Here is a 17,524-nt window from a genome sequence, read left to right on the forward strand (position 1 = left end):
TGAGAAATCCAGTAAATATTCTTCTTAATTGCTGAAGTTATATATATGATTTGTTGAATTAAAACAAAAGAACTGAAATTGAAAATATGTAATAGGAATTATGGAAAAATAATTGGATTAATGTTGTAATTGGTAGAAGTAGACAAAAAAATGCACCGATGCTATAATGAGGCCGTCATTTTTTACATCATTCAATACTCCAGATACAGGGCTGACGACTGGTTTTACGGATTCCTGTATCTGTCGGAAAGGAAGGTTTTACTATTATGAAACACAGGAAATGGTCCCGTTTGCTGGCCCTGGCTCTCGGCGCCGTGATGCTGACTGCATGCAGCCAGTCCGGCGGGGCAAAGGAGGAGCCCTCCGCCGCAGTTGTAGGAGGGGCGGCTGAGGGGACAGAAACCACAAAGCCAACAGGGGGAAAAAGTTATAAAACAGAGCTGAACGTCGCCATAACAGCAAATCCGCCAAGCCTGGATGTTCACGGCGTCAATTCCAACATTGTGGGCGGAATCGGTACCCATATCTACGAGCCGCTGTTTGCTATGGACGCAAACTATGAGCCGGCCGGTGTCCTGGCTGATTCCTACACCATAAGTGAGGATGGCAAGGTCTACACAATCAAACTGCGCCAGGGCGTCAAGTTCCACAATGGACAGGAAATGACAGCTGACGATGTGGTTGCCTCCATGTCCCGATGGCTGGAATTATCCGGCAAGGCAAAAGCCCTTCTGGAAGGAACCGTATTTGAAAAAGCAGATGATTATACCATTACCATGACACTGCCGGAGGCATATGCCGATGCCCTGACTGTAGTTGCCGCGTCCATTCAGTTCCCTGCGATTTATCCGAAATCCGTTATTGATTCCGCAGGAACAGAGGGCATTACGGAATACATTGGCACAGGTCCCTATAAGCTGGACGAGTGGAAGCAGGACCAGTACATTCATTTGGTCCGGTATGAGGACTATGCGCAGCCGGCCGGGGAGTCTTCCGGTTTCACAGGTGAAAAACTGGCAGCCACTCCGGATATTTACTTCCGCGTGGTGACAGACGATTCCACCCGGGTTGCCGGTGTACAGACCGGCCAGTATGACATTGCGGAAGAAATGCCCCAGGAGAGGTATCAGGAACTTTCCGGTGACAGCAGTCTCAAGTTTTATGTAAAGACCGCAGGTACCATCAACCTGTTCTTCAACACCACAAAAGGGATCATGGCCAACCGGCAGATGCGTCAGGCTATTATGGCCTGCCTGAATTGCGATGATATCATGCTGGCAAGCTACGGAGACCCAAACCTGTATGTGCTCAATCCAGGCTGGTGTAACCCGGATGATGCGATGTGGGGCAGTGATGCAGGTTCTGAATATTATAATCAGAATAACTTTGAGAAAGCAAAGGAATTGTTGTCAGCGGCCGGTTATAACAATGAGGAAATTGTTCTGGTGACGACACCTGATTACGGCGAGATGTACAATGCAACCCTGGTTGTCCAGGCTGAATTACAGAGCGCGGGCATTAATGCGGTGGTTGAGAGCTATGACTTTGCAACCTTTATGGAGCACAGGGCCAATCCGGATCAGTTCTCGCTGTATATTACAAGCAACCGCTATAACCTGAATCCGGTTCAGCTGTCTGTTCTGACCAAGGATTGGGCCGGGCTGGACCGTCCGGAAGTAGACGAGGGGATTGCTGCAATCCGTATGGCATCCTCCGCTGAAGAATCATCTGCAAAATGGGATGATTTGCAGGAGTTCCTGTACGAATACGGCGCGGCAAGCGTCCTGGGACACTACAGCGGCCTGATGGCCACAGGGGCCGGTGTTGAAGGCTTTAATTTCTTCGATTTTCCACTTTACTGGAATGTGAAGGTTCCTGCATAACTTTTGGTTTACGGGCAGGTGGCGGGTTTTCCCCCACCTGCTTTTTGTCACATCAATATGGATGATTGAATGGGAAGGAAATAATAATGTTATCTTATATCATAAAGCGGATTCTCTCGCTGATTCCGACTCTGTTTGTAGTGTCTGTAATGGTTTTCCTGGTAGTTTACATGATTCCCGGAGGTCCGGCCACAGCGCTTTTAGGCATGGAAGCCACTCCGGAAGCCATTGCGGATTTAAATGCGCAGCTGGGGTTTGACCGCCCCTTTTTTGTGCAGTACGCAGACTGGTTCATGAATATGCTCCATGGTGACTGGGGACAGTCCTATTTCCTTCAGACAACCGTACTGGATGCCATTGGAGAATACTTTGTTCCGACTTTCAGCCTGGCGGTTTTTGCACAGCTCATATCTCTGGTAATCGCTGTCCCAATGGGAATCCTGGCTGCCTACAAGCGGGGAACCTCTGTGGACATCATTACAGTATCGATTTCCCTGCTGGGAATCGCCATTCCAGGTTTCCTGCTCAGCATGTTTCTGATGCTGTTTTTCGGTGTTCACCTGAAGTGGCTTCCTGTGGCAGGTTATGTACAGCTGAGCCAGGGGCTGTTGGAACATCTCAGGTATCTGCTTCTGCCTGCCCTGTCGCTGGGCATTGTCCAGGCCGCTTATATTACCCGCATGTCCCGCTCCGCCATGCTGGATGTTCTCTACATGAATTATATCCGCACAGCCCGGGCAAAGGGACTGAAGGAATCTGCCGTGGTCCTGGTTTACGGACTGAAAAATGCAGGTCCCACCATACTGACCGTTGTAGGCCAGTCCTTTGGCAGCCTTGTAACCGGAACCATCGTGACCGAAACCCTGTTCAATATACCGGGACTGGGCATGCTTACCATGACTTCTATTACGCGCCGTGATGTTTTTGTCATTCAGGGAGTGGTTCTGTTTGTAACTCTGATTTATGTGCTGGTAAACCTTGCGGTGGACATTCTGTACGGATTTGTGGATCCGCGTATCCAGCTGGGAAACAAGTAAGGAGGAAAATCGTGAAAATATCAAATACCACAACGGATTATCAGACAAGCCCGGACATCCTCCGTGAACAGCGCCAGATTCGGCGTGAGCGCTTTTTTTCCAGCCCGGGGCTGGTTATGGGGCTTACTGTTTTCATTCTCATTGTGACAGCCGCCATAATCATTCCCGCTGTTGCCAACGTGGATCCCAATGCAATGGCCATTGCGGACCGTCTCAAGGGGCCAAGTCCCAAACATCCCTTTGGCACCGATGAATTTGGCCGCGATTTGATGATCCGCGTGCTCTACGGGGCAAGAGTCTCTCTTTTAGTAGGCGGCACCGTGGCTCTGCTGTCCAGTGTCCTGGGCACGGTCATCGGTATTTACGCCAGTTACTTCAAAATCCTGGATCACATCCTAATGCGTATCTGCGAGGGTCTGATAGCCATACCCGGCGTGCTGCTGGCTATAGCACTTATGGCCGCGCTGGGAGCAAGCAATCTGAACGTAATTATAGCTCTGACCATCGTGTACACCCCCAGCGTTGCGCGGATTGTGCGCAGCAGCGCCCTGGTCACCAGGGAACAGCCCTATGTGGAGGCAGCCAAGGTTCAGGGGGCAGGCAGCGGGCGCATTCTCCGGAAACTGATTCTGCCGGGGGTAATCTCTCCCCTGACGGTTCAGGCATCATTCATTTTTGCGCAGGCAATTATTTCCGAGGCGTCCCTGAGCTTCCTGGGGGCCGGCATCCCTGCTCCGGCCGCAAGCTGGGGCAACATTTTGCAGGGAAGCAAGCAGGTACTCCAGAAAGCGCCGTGGACCGTCATATTTCCGGGTCTGGCAGTGGTGCTTTGCGTGCTCAGCCTGAATCTTTTGGGGGATGGACTGCGGGATTACTTTGACCCGCGTACGTCAGGGAGGAAGAAGCGATAATGAAACCAGAAGAAATACAAAATAGAATGCGAAATAAAATGGCAAATGAAGCAGGGACACTGCTGGAAATCCGTAATCTGAGGGTGAAGTTTACGGCCCGGAAAAAAGTCCTGACTGCGGTGGACGGAGTGAGCCTGAGCATCAGGCCGGGCGAAATCGTGGGCGTTGTAGGAGAATCCGGTTCCGGCAAAAGCGTCATGTCCCAGTCAATCCTGCGCCTGCGGGAATATGATTCTGATGTGAGATATGAGGGCCAGGTACTGTTTGAGGGAAAGGACCTTTTAAAGGCGTCCCAGGCTGAAATGCGTGGGATACGGGGAAACCGGATTTCGGTCATTTTCCAGGACCCCATGACCTCCCTAAGCCCGGTGCACACCGTGGGCAGACAGCTGTCAGAGGTGCTGGTTCTGCATAAGAAGATGACGAAACAGCAGGCAAAGGAACGGTGCAGGGAGCTGCTGCATCTGACAGGCATACCAAATCCGGAGGATTGTATGAGAAAGTATCCTTACGAGCTGTCCGGCGGTATGCAGCAGCGCGTGATGATTGCCATGGCCCTTTCCTGTGAGCCGAAACTGCTGATTGCCGATGAACCGACCACGGCGTTGGATGTAACCATACAGGAGCAGATTTTGAACCTGATCGCAGAACTGAACGAACGGATGGGGATGTCGGTCCTGTTCATCACCCACGACTTGGGGGCCATGGCCCAGCTCTGTCACAGCGTCCGCGTCATGTATCTGGGGAATCTTGTGGAAGAGGCCCAGGCAGAAGAATTATTTGCCCGGCCCCTGCACCCATATACCCAGGGCCTGCTGGACTGCATCCCCCGTCTGGATTCAGACCGCAGCCAGCCGCTGCACGTGATTTCCGGCGTGGTGCCTCCCCTGTCCAATGTGCCTGACGGCTGCCGTTTCTGCACCCGCTGTCCATACGCCGGCCAGCGCTGCATGTCGCAAAATCCTCCATCGGTGGAGGTGTTCCCGGGACATAAGGCAAAATGCTGGAAATACACTCCGCAACAGGAGGTGGAATAAAATGAAAACACCACTTTTAGAGATGAGGAACCTTCAGAAGAGCTACCCGGTTTACGGCCCTCTGGGCAAGCTGTTTCCTCCCAAAACATACATGAGGGCGGTGTCCAATATGTCTCTTGAGCTCTATGCAGGTGAGACCTATGGTTTGGTTGGGGAATCCGGCTGCGGAAAAAGCACCACCGGACGGTCCATACTGGGGCTGGTAAAACCCGACAGGGGTGAGATTCTGTATAGAGGCCGCGATTTGACCCGGCTGAGCGATGGTGAGTTCCGCCCTCTGCGACGGGATTTGCAGATGGTCTTTCAGGATACCTTATCTTCCCTCAATCCCCGTTCCCGAATCGGGGCTTTGCTGGAGGAGCCGCAGATAGTCCAGGGGATGGGGGATACAAAAGAACGGCGCCAAAAGGTGCTGGAGATACTGGAGATGGTCGGGTTATCGGATGATTACTACTTCAGTTATCCCCACGAACTGTCGGGGGGCCAGGTACAGCGCCTGGGCATTGCGAGGGCGCTGATTATTGAGCCAAAACTGATTATCTGCGATGAGCCGGTTTCAGCGCTGGACGTGTCCATTCAGTCCCAGATTCTGAACATGCTGACCTCACTGCAAAGGAAGATGAATCTGGGAATGCTGTTCATATCCCATGACATTGGCGTGGTGCGGTATATCTCCAGCCGCATTGGTGTCATGTATCTTGGCACATTGGTGGAAGAGGCCGGCACTGACGAGCTCTTTGCACACACTCTTCATCCGTATACCCGGGCCCTGTTTGCTTCCATCCCGAATTTTAACAAGAAGGACAGAAGAGTATCCCTTCAGGGGGAACTGCCAATGCACACCGACGAATTTAAGGGATGTGTGTTCCATACCCGCTGCCCTTACGCCTGTGACAAATGCCGTGTGTCAGCTCCTGAACTGAGGGAGATTCGTCCGGGGCACAGGGTGGCCTGCCACAGAGTGAGTTAAGACATGAGGGGCTGGTTCAGCTGCCTTGTCCAGCGCTTCTTTGTGCTGGGGTTATTGGTATTGACGGCAGCCCAAGCTGCGGGGTGTCACGTACCTGCGGCGGTTGCTGGGGAGTGGGAGAATCGGGTGACATCGCCGACGGCAGCAGCCCTTGCAGCCTGAGAACTTACATGGTATAATCAGACTACTGCAAAGTACCGTATGCCAGGGGCAGGCGGCTGCGGAGGATTGGTTTTGGCATGGGCATGGAATGGATGTGGGTGAGCCAAAGCACTCTCTGGGAAGGAGAAGGAAAATGAAAACGTTAAAAGGCGCCGAGGTTTCGGCAAAAATCAAGGAACAGGTAACGCAGATGATGGAAGGCCTGGAAGGCCCGGCTCCGAAGCTGGCCATTGTGCGGGTGGGGGAAAAACCGGATGATATGTCCTACGAACGGGGGGCCGTGAAGAAGATGGAGAACTTCGGCCTGCGGGTCCAGACTTATGTGTTCCCGGAACAGATAAGCGACAGCGAATTCAAGGCTGAATTCAGTGCAATTAACCGTGACCCGGATGTGTCGGGGATACTCCTGCTCCGTCCGCTGCCAAAGCAGATTGCGGAGACGGACATAGAGAAGATGATTGACCCGGAAAAGGACCTGGACGGGATTTCCCCGGCTAATATTGCCAAGGTATTTGCAGGGGACAAAACCGGTTTTGCGCCATGTACCGCCGAGGCGGTTATAGAGTTATTGAAGGCCAATGAGATTGATATGACAGGAAAGAACGTGTCCATAGTGGGCCGCAGCATGGTGGTGGGCCGCCCACTGTCCATGCTGATGCTGAAGGAAAATGCCACGGTCACCATCTGTCACACCAGGACCAGGGACCTGGAGGCAGAGTGCCGCAGGGCTGATATCCTGGTGGCCGCAGCAGGAAAGGCCAAAATGCTGGATGGCCGCCACGTAGGGCAGGATGCCATTGTCATTGATGTGGGCATTAATGTGGATGAAAATGGAAAATTATGCGGAGATGTGGATTTCCAGTCCATTGAGACCCTTGCATCCATGGCAACGCCTGTGCCGGGAGGCGTTGGGGCAGTGACCACGGCCGTGCTGGCCAAGCATCTGGTGCTTGCAGGCCAAAGACAGAGAAGGAATTAGATGGAATCTTTGCTGATTCCCGTATTTTCCTCTTGCTAAACTAGAAAAATGCATTATAATATAAAATGTTGAATACATTTATAGTTATGCAGTTTGATGCATAAAAGAAAAGAGGAGAATATTATTATGAAGAAGAAGGTTTTAGCGATCACCATGGCAGCACTTATGGCAGCTTCCCTGACAGCCTGCGGCGGCGGTGCAAAAGATACAGCAGCAGCCGATACAGCAGCAGCCACAACAGAGGAGAAGGCAGAGGATACCACGGCAGCCGAGAGCAAGGATGAGACCAGCGCAGAGGCAGCTGAGACTGAGGCAGCTAAGGATGCAGCAGGCGGCAAGCTTATCATGGCAACCAACGCAGAGTTCCCTCCTTACGAGTATCATGACGGAGATGCCGTCGTAGGTATTGATGCGGAAATCGCAAAGGCCATTGCCGATGAGCTGGGCATGGAGCTGGAGATTGAGGACATTGCTTTTGATTCTATTATTCCTGAGATTGTATCCGGTAAGGCTGATATGGGTCTGGCCGGCATGACTGTTACGGAAGACCGTATGCAGTCCGTAGATTTTTCCGATACCTATGCAAAGGCATCCCAGAAAATCATCGTTACAGAGGACAGCGAGATTGTCTCTCCTGATGACTTAAAGGGTGTAATCGTAGGCGTACAGCTGGGAACCACAGGCGATATCTACGTATCTGACCTGGAAGCTGACGGAACCACGGTAGAGCGTTACAACAAGGGCTTTGAGGCTGTTCAGGCACTGAGCCAGGGCAAGATTGACGCGGTTGTAATCGACGGAGAGCCCGCCAAGACCTTTGTTGCTGAGACAGAAGGACTGAAGATTCTGGATGAGTCCTTTACCGATGAAGAGTATGCCATTGCTGTAAAGAAGGGCAACACAGAGCTGCTGGAGAAAATCAACGGCGCCCTTAAGACCCTGAAGGACAACGGGACACTGGACGAAATCGTAGCTAAGTATATCAAGGCTGAGTAATCGTACAGGGTATGGAATAGCCGACTTAAGACAGACATGATGGTACCGGCGTATACAGGAAGACAGCCGGTATAAGACTGCCGCAGGCTGCAGAAAGGGAGGTGCAATGCAGCACCGCATCCCCGTTCCTGCAGGGCGGCAGTTTTTGACTGTATGACAAAAGGGGAACAGGGCATCTGCCCTGCCTTATGAATCATAAAGAAAGAGCAGAGGATGATGAGCATGTGGAAGACATTTACAGATGCGTTTTACCTGAACTTTGTGGCGGACAACCGGTGGAAATATCTGACCGAGGGCCTCAAGACAACGTTGATTATTACCTTTTTTGCCTGTCTTATGGGCATTGTACTGGGATTTTTGGTGGGAATGATACGTTCCACCTATGAGAAGACCCATAAGCTTAAGGTGCTCAATGCTATCTGTAAAGTGTACCTGACCGTAATCCGCGGCACACCTGTGGTAGTGCAGCTGTTAATCATCTACTTCGTGGTATTCGGAAGCGTCAGGGTAGACAAGGTCATAGTGGCCATCCTGGCCTTTGGGATCAACTCGGGCGCCTATGTGGCGGAGATATTCAGAAGCGGCATCATGTCCATTGATCCGGGACAGATGGAGGCGGGCCGCAGCCTGGGCTTCAACTATGCCCAGACCATGTGGTACATCATCATGCCCCAGGCCTTCAAGACAGTGCTCCCCACTCTGTGCAACGAGTTTATTTCCCTGTTAAAGGAGACCTCGGTCTCCGGCTACATTGCCATCCAGGATCTGACCAAGGGCGGGGACATCATCCGAAGCAGGACGTACAGTGCTTTTATGCCGTTGATTGCGGTTGCCATTATTTATCTTATTATTGTAATGATATTTACAAAGCTGATACAGATACTGGAAAGGAGGTTGAGACAGAATGAGCGGTAATTCAGGAATGTTTAACGGACAGCCCTTAATCCGGGTGCAAAACCTGGGAAAGAGTTTTGGCTCCATTGATGTCTTAAAGGGAATTACGGTGGATATTCACAAGGGGGATGTGGTCTTTGTGGTAGGGCCTTCCGGTTCCGGCAAAAGCACCTTCCTCAGATGTCTGAACCTGCTGGAGGAGCCCACAAGCGGGCATATCTTCTTTGAGGGCACTGACATCACGGACCCCAAGACGGATATTGACAAGCACCGCCAGAAAATGGGGATGGTATTCCAGCAGTTTAATCTCTTTCCCCACATGGATATCATGAAGAATCTGACCATTGCTCCCATGAAGCTTCAGGGAAAGGGACAAAAGGAAGCCGAGGATGAGGCCATGGAGCTTCTGGAACGAGTGGGACTGGCAGACAGGGCCCACGCATATCCCAGCCAGCTTTCGGGCGGCCAGAAACAGCGTATTGCCATAGTCCGGGCTCTGTGCATGAAGCCTGATGTGATGCTGTTTGACGAGCCCACCTCCGCCCTGGACCCGGAGATGGTAGGAGAGGTACTGAGTGTAATGCGCGACCTGGCCAGGGAAAAGATGACCATGGTGGTGGTGACACACGAGATGGGCTTTGCCAGGGAGGTGGCCACCAGGGTCATGTTCATGGACGAGGGACACTTCATGGAGGAAGCCGCACCTGAGGAATTCTTCTCCAACCCCAAAAACGAGCGTTTGAAGTCCTTCCTGAGCAAGGTATTGTAAAGAGATGTGGATATAAATGATGCAAGATTAGGACAGGGTTGTACCGGAATGCGGGCTGCGGAACCCGCTGCGTATCATTGCGCCTGCATCGTTTATATTCAAAACAGAAGAAAAATGGCATGCCGGGGTTGATGGCATGTTATTTCTTTTCGCAGCGGGGGATGAACAGCGGACGCCGGAAAAATGCAGTGGGTGAGAGGCGGGAACGCAGGGCGGGCGGTGACTTTGGAGCAGTTCGGAGAGACTTAGGTGGAAGGGACAGGAAAAGCAGGGGTTGCGCAGGGCGCTCCACGCCCGGAGCAAAGCAAACATGGAGCCGGACTCATCAGGAGTCCGGCGTAATTTTTGCGGTCCCCGGGTTTTCCTGTCCCTTGCGCCTTAGTCTCTCCCACTGCGGAAACGGTCACCGCCCGCCCTGCGTTCCCGCCTCTCACGGACGCGGATTCCCACATGCGTCCGCGTACCAGTACCAGCTGCTTTCATACTTTTATAACTCAGGAAAATCCCCGCAGGATGTATCCTCCGCGGCAGCGAATTTCTCCAACAGGGAGCCCAAACGTATCAGACAGTCGTCCAGCTGCGCCAGTTCCTCCTGATTATACGAGGAAAGGCGGGACACGGTGCAATCCAGCATGGCCTCCCTCAGCTGCTTCATGATGGATGAGCCTTCCGGCGTAATCATCAGGTATACATGGCGCCGGTTTATGGAGCCGTGCTGTCTGCGGACCAGGTTCTTTTCTTCCAGATCATTGATAAGCTTGGTCAGCTGCTGTTTGGTAATGCCCAGCTGCAGGGCCATCTCCGACATGGTGGGCGCCTGCCTGCCCGGCTGGTTTAACTGCATCAGGACCTGGAAAGCAGCGGAATTCGCCCGTATCTGGTTCTGCTGGTGGTAGCTGTTCTTTGCCAGGTTAAAGAATTCGATGGCAAATTCCATGAAATGTTCCCCCACATGTCTGCTGTCTGCTGGTTCACGGTTCATGCCGATTACCTCCTCGCTATATTCTGTAACCGTTTTATCATACCTGAGGAAAAAAGTCAATAAATATTAAAAGTAAATAAAAACTTACAATTAACCATTGACAAAAGTTGCAAATGGTATTATCTTACATGGTGACAGCGGGAAAAGAGTGCAGATGTAATCAGGCGCATATCCCCGCCTATGAGTATGAATTAAGAAAAGGAGACCTGGTATGGGTGCGAATGAAGACAGTGGAAATAGAAACTTAAAAAGCGGCACGCCTAAAAAGCCGTTCATTTACTATTATTTCCTGGTCATATTGGTAGTGATGGTGTTAAATGCCCTGGTATTTCCCATGATGGAGCATTCCGTGGAAGTGCCGTACAGCGAGTTCCTGAAGGAACTGGATGCCGGAAATGTGAAGGATGTGTATGTCAGCAATGGGGAATCACAGATTCAGTTTACGAAAAAGGATCAGAAGCAGTGGAATGTCAGTTATAAGACAGGGCCGATTCCTGGGGACGACCTGGTTAAGCGGCTGCAGAATGCGGATGTGGAGAATTTTACAGGAGAAATCCAGACAAAGGCTTCCCCGCTCTTAAGCTTCCTGATGTCCTGGGTTGCGCCGATTCTTATGTTTGTGGTCATTGGAAATATCATGGGGCGCATGCTTTCCAAGCGCATGGGCGGCAGCAATGCCATGACCTTCGGAAAGTCCAATGCAAAAATATACGCAGAGAATGAGACGGGAATCACCTTTGCCGATGTGGCAGGGGAAGAGGAAGCCAAGGATGCCTTAAAGGAAATCGTGGACTTCCTTCACAATCCGCAGAAGTATGCGGATATAGGAGCAAATCTTCCAAAGGGAGCACTGCTCGTGGGCCCTCCCGGAACCGGCAAGACGCTCCTTGCAAGGGCTGTGGCAGGAGAAGCCCATGTCCCCTTCTTCTCCATATCCGGTTCTGAATTCGTGGAGATGTTTGTGGGTATGGGCGCTGCCAAGGTCAGGGATCTGTTTAAGCAGGCCACTGATAAGGCGCCGTGTATCGTATTTATCGATGAGATTGACACCATCGGCAAGAAGCGCGACGGCGGAGGCATGAGCGGAAACGATGAGCGTGAGCAGACCCTGAACCAGCTGCTGACGGAGATGGATGGTTTCGACGGTAAGAAGGGCGTGGTCATCCTGGCTGCCACCAACCGTCCGGAGTCCCTGGATAAGGCCCTGCTGCGTCCCGGCCGATTTGACCGCAGAGTGCCGGTGGAGCTGCCTGACTTAAAGGGACGCGAGGCTATCTTAAAGGTTCATGGACAAAGCGTAAAGATGTCGGATGATGTGGATTACAATGCCATTGCCAGGGCCACGGCAGGCGCCAGCGGCGCGGAGCTGGCCAATATCATAAACGAGGCGGCCCTGAGGGCAGTGCGCATGGGCCGCAGCGCCGTGGTGCAGGCCGACCTGGAGGAAAGCGTGGAGACGGTCATTGCCGGCTACCAGAAGAAAAATGCGGTTATTTCCCAGAAGGAGCGCAGAATCGTGGCGTATCACGAGGTGGGCCACGCGCTGGTGGCCGCCTGCCAGAGCCACAGCGCTCCGGTTCAGAAGATTACCATTATACCCAGGACATCGGGAGCATTGGGATATACCATGCAGGTGGACCAGGGAGAGCGCTACCTTATGAGCAGGGAGGAGGCGCTGGATAAGATTGCCACCTTTACAGGCGGCCGGGCGGCGGAGGAGCTGATTTTCCATTCCATTACCACAGGCGCGTCCAACGACATTGAGCAGGCTACCAAGATTGCCCGTTCCATGGTGACGCGGTTCGGCATGACCGATGAGTTTGACATGGTGGCCATGGAAACCGTGAACAACCAGTATCTGGGAGGAGACACATCCATGATTTGCGCTCCCGACACGGCAAAGCGCATAGACGAACAGGTGGTGTCCATCGTGAAGGAGCAGCACCAAAAGGCGCTTTCCATCCTTAAGGAAAATGAAGGAAAGCTCCATGAGATAGCCGCCTATCTGCTGGAAAAGGAAACCATCACGGGAGACGAATTCATGGAAATCTTCAACCGCGCAGGAGAAGAGCAGGTCCGGGGAGAATAGGATATGTTTAGTTGCATTTGACCATGGGCTGTGCTATTCTGGATATATAGACAGGTGGGGGAGCCATAGCCCCGCGCTGCGTATATCCTTTATAGATGATGAGAGAAGATGATTGGTTGATGAGAGAATGAGTTGAGAGCGGATGGAGAATGCGGCGTGACGGCCCCCGCCTTTCTGTGAAAATAATACGACAGAAGAAAGGCAGGAAAAAGGTATGGGAAAGATTTTGCAGCAGTTGTACAGGGGGGACTTATGCCCGGCGGAAAATATCATACGCGGCAACGCGGAATACGATGCACTGATCAGGCAGTCCATGGATGATTTCAACCGGTTTACCGACAAGCTGGACCGGGACATGAAGGAGGAATTTGACCTTCTGATGGAACATTACCTGGAGCTTACATTCATTGAGAAGACCCAGTGTTTTACGGATGGGTTCCGCATTGGCGCAGGTGTTATGTGTGAAGTATTTTATGAAAATGCAGCGGAAAGCAGCTAAATTATAAGCATGGCTTAAGAGTGAAAGACGGGATTGCTGATAAATAAAAGCAATCCTGTCTTATTGTGTAAAAATGGGTCAAAATTCCTGGTTAATATTGACAATAGAAGAAAAAGTGGATATACTTAACTCGTATTTGTGTTACTTTTTAATGGGTAGGACAACGATGGAACGTCAGGTGTAATGGAGCAGCCAGTACCTGACGTATTTTAATCGTGTTCTGCGAACTACACTTCATGGAGGAGAGTATTATGAAATTAAAAAAGTTAGCAAGCGTAGCCATGGCAGGTGTGATGACAGTATCACTCGCAGCCTGCGGCGGAGCTGACACAGCAGAGACCGCCGCTGCAGCCGCGACCACAGCAGCTGAGGCTGAGACAACTGCGGCAGCAGAGGGCGCGGAGACCGGGGCCGCAGAAGCACCGGCCACAGGCGGCATTGCCAAGGAAGATTTAAAGATCGGCTTTGTCTACATAGGCGATGAGAATGAGGGCTATACAGCCGCTCATTACAACGGCGCCATGGCGATGAAGGAAGCTCTGGGGCTGAACGATGACCAGATTATTGTTAAGTGGAATATCCCTGAGGATGAGACTGCAAAGGATGCAGCCATGGACCTTGCGGACCAGGGATGCCAGATTGTATTCTCAAACAGCTTTGGACATGAGTCCTATGTGATTGAGGCGGCAAAGGAATATCCGGATGTCCAGTTCTGCCATGCAACCGGCTTCCAGGCAGCTTCCAGCGGCCTGAGCAACATGCACAACTATTTCACATCCATCTACGAGGCGCGTTACGTATCCGGTGTTGTGGCCGGACTGAAACTGAACCAAATGATAGAGGACGGAACCGTGAAGCAGGATGCCTGCAAGATTGGCTATGTAGGAGCTTATCCATATGCTGAGGTTATAAGCGGATACACCTCCTTCTTCTTAGGCGTGCGTTCCGTATGCCCGGACGCTACCATGGAAGTTAAGTACACCAACAGCTGGGCAAGCTTTGACCTGGAGAAGGAAGCAGCTGATGCCCTGATTTCCGACGGATGTGTTCTGATCAGCCAGCACGCAGATACCACCGGCGCTCCTACCGCATGTGAAGCGGCAGGCGTTCCTTGCGTGGGCTACAACATTTCCATGATTGCAACTGCGCCAAACCAGGCTCTTACATCTGCTTCCAATAACTGGGGCGCATATGTGACTGAGGCTGTACAGCATGTCATTGACGGAACCGAGATTCCGGTTGACTGGTGCAAGGGCTTCTCTGACGGCGCAGTGCTGATTACAGAGCTGAACGAGGCAGCCGTGGCACCCGGAACAAAGGAGAAGGTGGATGAAGTAGAGGCCAAGCTGGCATCCGGAGAGCTTCATGTATTCGATACCTCCACATGGACCGTTGGCGGCAAGACACTGGATACATATAAGAAGGACGGCAGCGACATCGAGTATATCTCCGACGGATATTTCCATGAGTCAGAGTTCGGTTCCGCACCTTCCTTTGATATCCTGATTGACGGCATCACCACAATCGACAACTAAGATAGCAGGTGCTATAATTTCCCGCTGGAAATTAAAGGCTGTAAAAGCGGAGCCATTCATATCTGGCTCCGCTTTTTTCCACGAGACAATTCAACATGGCCAAATACAAAGAACGGAGGTTTGCCGGGTGAGCGAAGAATACGCAATAGAACTGAAAAACATCACAAAACGGTTCGGCAAGGTAACTGCCAACGACAAGGTATGCCTGTCTGTGAAAAGGGGGGAAATCCTGTCCGTCCTGGGTGAGAACGGAAGCGGAAAGACCACCCTGATGAACATGATTTCCGGTATCTACTACCCGGATGAGGGGCAGATATTCGTAAACGGAAAGGAGGTTACCATTCGTTCGCCTAAGGACTCCTTTGCTCTGGGTATCGGCATGATCCACCAGCATTTCAAGCTGGTGGATGTTCTGACAGCGGCTGAGAACATTATCCTGGGACTGTCGGGAAGGGAAGTTCTGGACATGAAGGCTGTGTCCGCCAAAATCAATGAGCTGACAGCCAGATACGGATTCGAGCTGGACCCGGGCCAGAAGATATACACCATGTCCGTATCCCAGAAGCAGACCGTGGAAATCGTAAAGCTTCTGTACCGCGGGGTGGATATCCTGATCCTGGACGAGCCCACAGCGGTTCTGACACCCCAGGAAACGGACAGGCTGTTTGCCGTGCTGCGCAACATGCGTGAGGCAGGCCACTCCATCATTATCATCACCCATAAGCTGCACGAGGTTCTGGCGCTGTCAGACCGGGTGTCCGTACTGCGCAAGGGCCAGTATATCGGCACGGTATACACGGCAGACGCCACCGAGGAATCCCTGACCGAGATGATGGTGGGCAAGAAGGTAAGCCTGAACATCGAGCGTCCGGATCCCGTGAATCCGGAGCGCCGCCTGGTGGTGGAAGGCGTCACCTGCGTGGACAAGGAGGGGGTGACAACCCTGGACCATGCCTCCTTTACTGCCTACAGCGGTGAGATACTGGGAATTGCCGGTATCGCGGGAAGCGGCCAGAGGGAGCTTTTGGAGTCCATCGCGGGACTTCAGCCCATGACAGGCGGCACCATCACCTATTATCCGCCGGAGGGCGGCGAAAAGCAGCTGTCCGGCATGAGCGCCTCAGCCATCAATAAGCTGGGGGTAAAGCTCTCCTTTGTGCCGGAGGACCGTCTGGGTATGGGACTGGTAGGCGCAATGGACATGACGGACAATATGATGCTCAGGGGCTACCGTAGGGGACGTTCCTTCTTTACGGACAGAAAGACGCCAAAAAGCCTGGCGGAGCAGATCATAGAGGAACTGGAAATCGTGACTCCCGGCGTCACCACCCCGGTGCGCAGGCTGTCAGGGGGCAATGTCCAGAAGGTGTTGGTGGGAAGGGAGATTTCTTCCAATCCCAAGGTGCTTATGGTGGCATATCCGGTCCGCGGACTGGATATCAACTCATCCTACACCATCTATCATCTCCTCAATGAGCAGAAGAAACAGGGAGCGGCCGTTATCTGCGTAGGCGAGGACCTGGATGTGCTTCTGGAGCTGTGCGACCGTATCCTGGTGCTGTGCGCAGGACAGGTAAACGGTGTTGTGGACGGAAGGACAGCGACCAAGGAACAGGTGGGGCTGATGATGACCAGGACAGGAGGTGGATTAAGTGAGTAAGGAGATGACGGCAGTATCCAACAAGGAACCTCTGATGCATATATCCAAGAGGGATGAGATAGATATGTGGAAGGCCTGGGCCATCCGGCTGGGAGCGGTCCTCTTATCACTGGTGGTCTGCGCAGGGGTCATCTATGCCCTGACAGGGCTTAATCCCCTGGAGGTATATAAAGGAATCTTTGATGGGGCAGTGGGTACCAAAAGGCGCACCTGGATGACCATTCGCGATACTCTGGTGCTGCTCTGTATCGCAATCGGCATCACGCCTGCATTCAAGATGCGGTTCTGGAACATCGGAGCAGAGGGTCAGGTACTGATTGGCGGCGTCACATCCGCGGCCATGATGATTTACCTTGGCAATTCACTGCCTCCCCTGGTCCTGTTTCCCCTGATGCTTTTAGGAAGCGCCCTGTCAGCCATGGTCTGGGCAGCTATCCCGGCATTTTTCAAGGCATACTGGAACACCAACGAGACACTGTTTACATTGATGATGAACTATGTGGCCATGCAGGTCATCACATACTGCATCATTTTCTGGGAGAATCCAAAGGGATCCAACTCCGTGGGAACCATCAACTCCTCCACAAAGGGAGGATGGCTTCCAAAGCTTTTCGGCCTGGAATACGGCTGGAACCTGGTGATCGTGCTGGCTCTGACCCTGGCCATCTTCATCTATCTGAAGTACAGCAAGCAGGGATATGAGATCGCGGTTGTGGGAGAGAGCGAGAACACGGCCAGATACGCGGGAATCAATGTAAAGAAGGTAATCATCCGCACCATGGCCCTGTCCGGCGCCATCTGCGGCATTGCAGGCTTCATCATTGTCAGCGGCGCCAGCCATACCATTTCCACCAGCACGGCTGGCGGCAGGGGATTCACGGCCATCATCGTATCATGGCTCAGCAAGTTCAATGCATTTGCTATGGTTCTGGTCTCATTTTTCCTGGTATTCATGCAAAAGGGAGCCGGGCAGATTGCCTCCCAGTTTAACCTGAATGAAAATGCCTCTGATGTAATAACAGGCATCATCCTCTTCTTCATCCTGGGCTGTGAATTCTTCATCAACTTCAAGGTGGGAATTAGCAGCAAACGGAAAGAAGCAGGGGCTAAATTGTCATAAG

At 52.3% G+C, this 17,524-nt stretch carries 15 protein-coding genes; 14 read left to right on the forward strand and 1 reads right to left on the reverse strand.

The features are described 5' to 3' along the window. Window positions 1-266: 266 nt before the first annotated feature. The 9 genes from G614_RS0112295 to G614_RS0112335 all read left to right on the forward strand — a co-directional run bounded on the left by G614_RS0112295 (window position 267) and on the right by G614_RS0112335 (window position 9,638). Entirely contained in the window at window positions 267-1,883 is a 1,617-nt protein-coding gene (locus tag G614_RS0112295; protein ID WP_027642180.1) for an ABC transporter substrate-binding protein, read from the forward strand. A gap of 86 nt (window positions 1,884-1,969) precedes the next feature. After that, window positions 1,970-2,920 (forward strand): ABC transporter permease, encoded by a 951-nt coding sequence (locus tag G614_RS0112300; RefSeq protein WP_027642181.1) that lies wholly within the window; start codon window positions 1,970-1,972, stop codon window positions 2,918-2,920. An 11-nt stretch (window positions 2,921-2,931) separates the two neighbouring features. After that, entirely contained in the window at window positions 2,932-3,831 is a 900-nt protein-coding gene (locus G614_RS0112305; RefSeq protein ID WP_027642182.1) for an ABC transporter permease, read from the forward strand. After that, window positions 3,831-4,868, forward strand: a complete 1,038-nt coding sequence (locus G614_RS0112310) for an ABC transporter ATP-binding protein (RefSeq protein WP_027642183.1) — start codon at window positions 3,831-3,833, stop codon at window positions 4,866-4,868. Before G614_RS0112305 ends, G614_RS0112310 begins: the two co-directional genes overlap by 1 nt. A gap of 1 nt (window position 4,869) precedes the next feature. Further along, a complete protein-coding gene (locus G614_RS0112315) occupies window positions 4,870-5,838 on the forward strand; it encodes an ABC transporter ATP-binding protein (protein WP_027642184.1) in 969 nt (322 codons plus the stop codon). Between the two features lie 295 nt (window positions 5,839-6,133). Beyond that, window positions 6,134-6,979 (forward strand): bifunctional 5,10-methylenetetrahydrofolate dehydrogenase/5,10-methenyltetrahydrofolate cyclohydrolase, encoded by an 846-nt coding sequence (locus tag G614_RS0112320; protein ID WP_027642185.1) that lies wholly within the window; start codon window positions 6,134-6,136, stop codon window positions 6,977-6,979. A 126-nt stretch (window positions 6,980-7,105) separates the two neighbouring features. Beyond that, window positions 7,106-7,975, forward strand: coding sequence for a basic amino acid ABC transporter substrate-binding protein (locus G614_RS0112325; RefSeq protein ID WP_027642186.1), 870 nt, complete (start codon window positions 7,106-7,108; stop codon window positions 7,973-7,975). Window positions 7,976-8,197: 222 nt separating this feature from the next. Beyond that, the gene (locus tag G614_RS0112330; protein ID WP_027642187.1) at window positions 8,198-8,890 is read left to right on the forward strand and encodes an amino acid ABC transporter permease; all 693 of its coding nucleotides are present in this window, start codon (window positions 8,198-8,200) and stop codon (window positions 8,888-8,890) included. Next, window positions 8,880-9,638, forward strand: a complete 759-nt coding sequence (locus tag G614_RS0112335; RefSeq protein ID WP_027642188.1) for an amino acid ABC transporter ATP-binding protein — start codon at window positions 8,880-8,882, stop codon at window positions 9,636-9,638. The genes G614_RS0112330 and G614_RS0112335 overlap by 11 nt, the downstream gene beginning before the upstream one ends. 487 nt (window positions 9,639-10,125) lie before the next feature. On the opposite strand, the gene G614_RS0112340 is transcribed toward G614_RS0112335, so the two are convergent. Then, window positions 10,126-10,620, reverse strand: a complete 495-nt coding sequence (locus G614_RS0112340; RefSeq protein WP_027642189.1) for a MarR family winged helix-turn-helix transcriptional regulator — start codon at window positions 10,618-10,620, stop codon at window positions 10,126-10,128. A 211-nt stretch (window positions 10,621-10,831) separates the two neighbouring features. On the opposite strand from G614_RS0112340, the gene ftsH reads away from it, so the two are divergent. The 5 genes from ftsH to G614_RS0112365 all read left to right on the forward strand — a co-directional run bounded on the left by ftsH (window position 10,832) and on the right by G614_RS0112365 (window position 17,523). After that, the gene (gene ftsH, locus G614_RS0112345; RefSeq protein ID WP_027642190.1) at window positions 10,832-12,709 is read left to right on the forward strand and encodes an ATP-dependent zinc metalloprotease FtsH; all 1,878 of its coding nucleotides are present in this window, start codon (window positions 10,832-10,834) and stop codon (window positions 12,707-12,709) included. A 214-nt stretch (window positions 12,710-12,923) separates the two neighbouring features. Beyond that, window positions 12,924-13,208: a DUF6809 family protein gene (locus tag G614_RS0112350; RefSeq protein WP_027642191.1), complete on the forward strand. Its 285-nt coding sequence runs from the start codon at window positions 12,924-12,926 to the stop codon at window positions 13,206-13,208. 251 nt (window positions 13,209-13,459) lie between these two features. Further along, on the forward strand, window positions 13,460-14,743 hold the full coding sequence (locus G614_RS0112355; protein ID WP_027642192.1) for a BMP family ABC transporter substrate-binding protein: 1,284 nt from the start codon (window positions 13,460-13,462) through the stop codon (window positions 14,741-14,743). 127 nt (window positions 14,744-14,870) lie between these two features. Continuing rightward, complete coding sequence (locus G614_RS0112360; RefSeq protein ID WP_027642193.1) at window positions 14,871-16,403, forward strand: ABC transporter ATP-binding protein; 1,533 nt, start codon at window positions 14,871-14,873, stop codon at window positions 16,401-16,403. After that, window positions 16,396-17,523, forward strand: a complete 1,128-nt coding sequence (locus tag G614_RS0112365) for an ABC transporter permease (RefSeq protein ID WP_027642194.1) — start codon at window positions 16,396-16,398, stop codon at window positions 17,521-17,523. Before G614_RS0112360 ends, G614_RS0112365 begins: the two co-directional genes overlap by 8 nt. The last annotated feature ends 1 nt before the right edge of the window (window position 17,524 follow it).

The organism is [Clostridium] clostridioforme AGR2157 (genome assembly GCF_000424325.1).
GTDB lineage: Bacteria > Bacillota > Clostridia > Lachnospirales > Lachnospiraceae > Enterocloster > Enterocloster clostridioformis_A.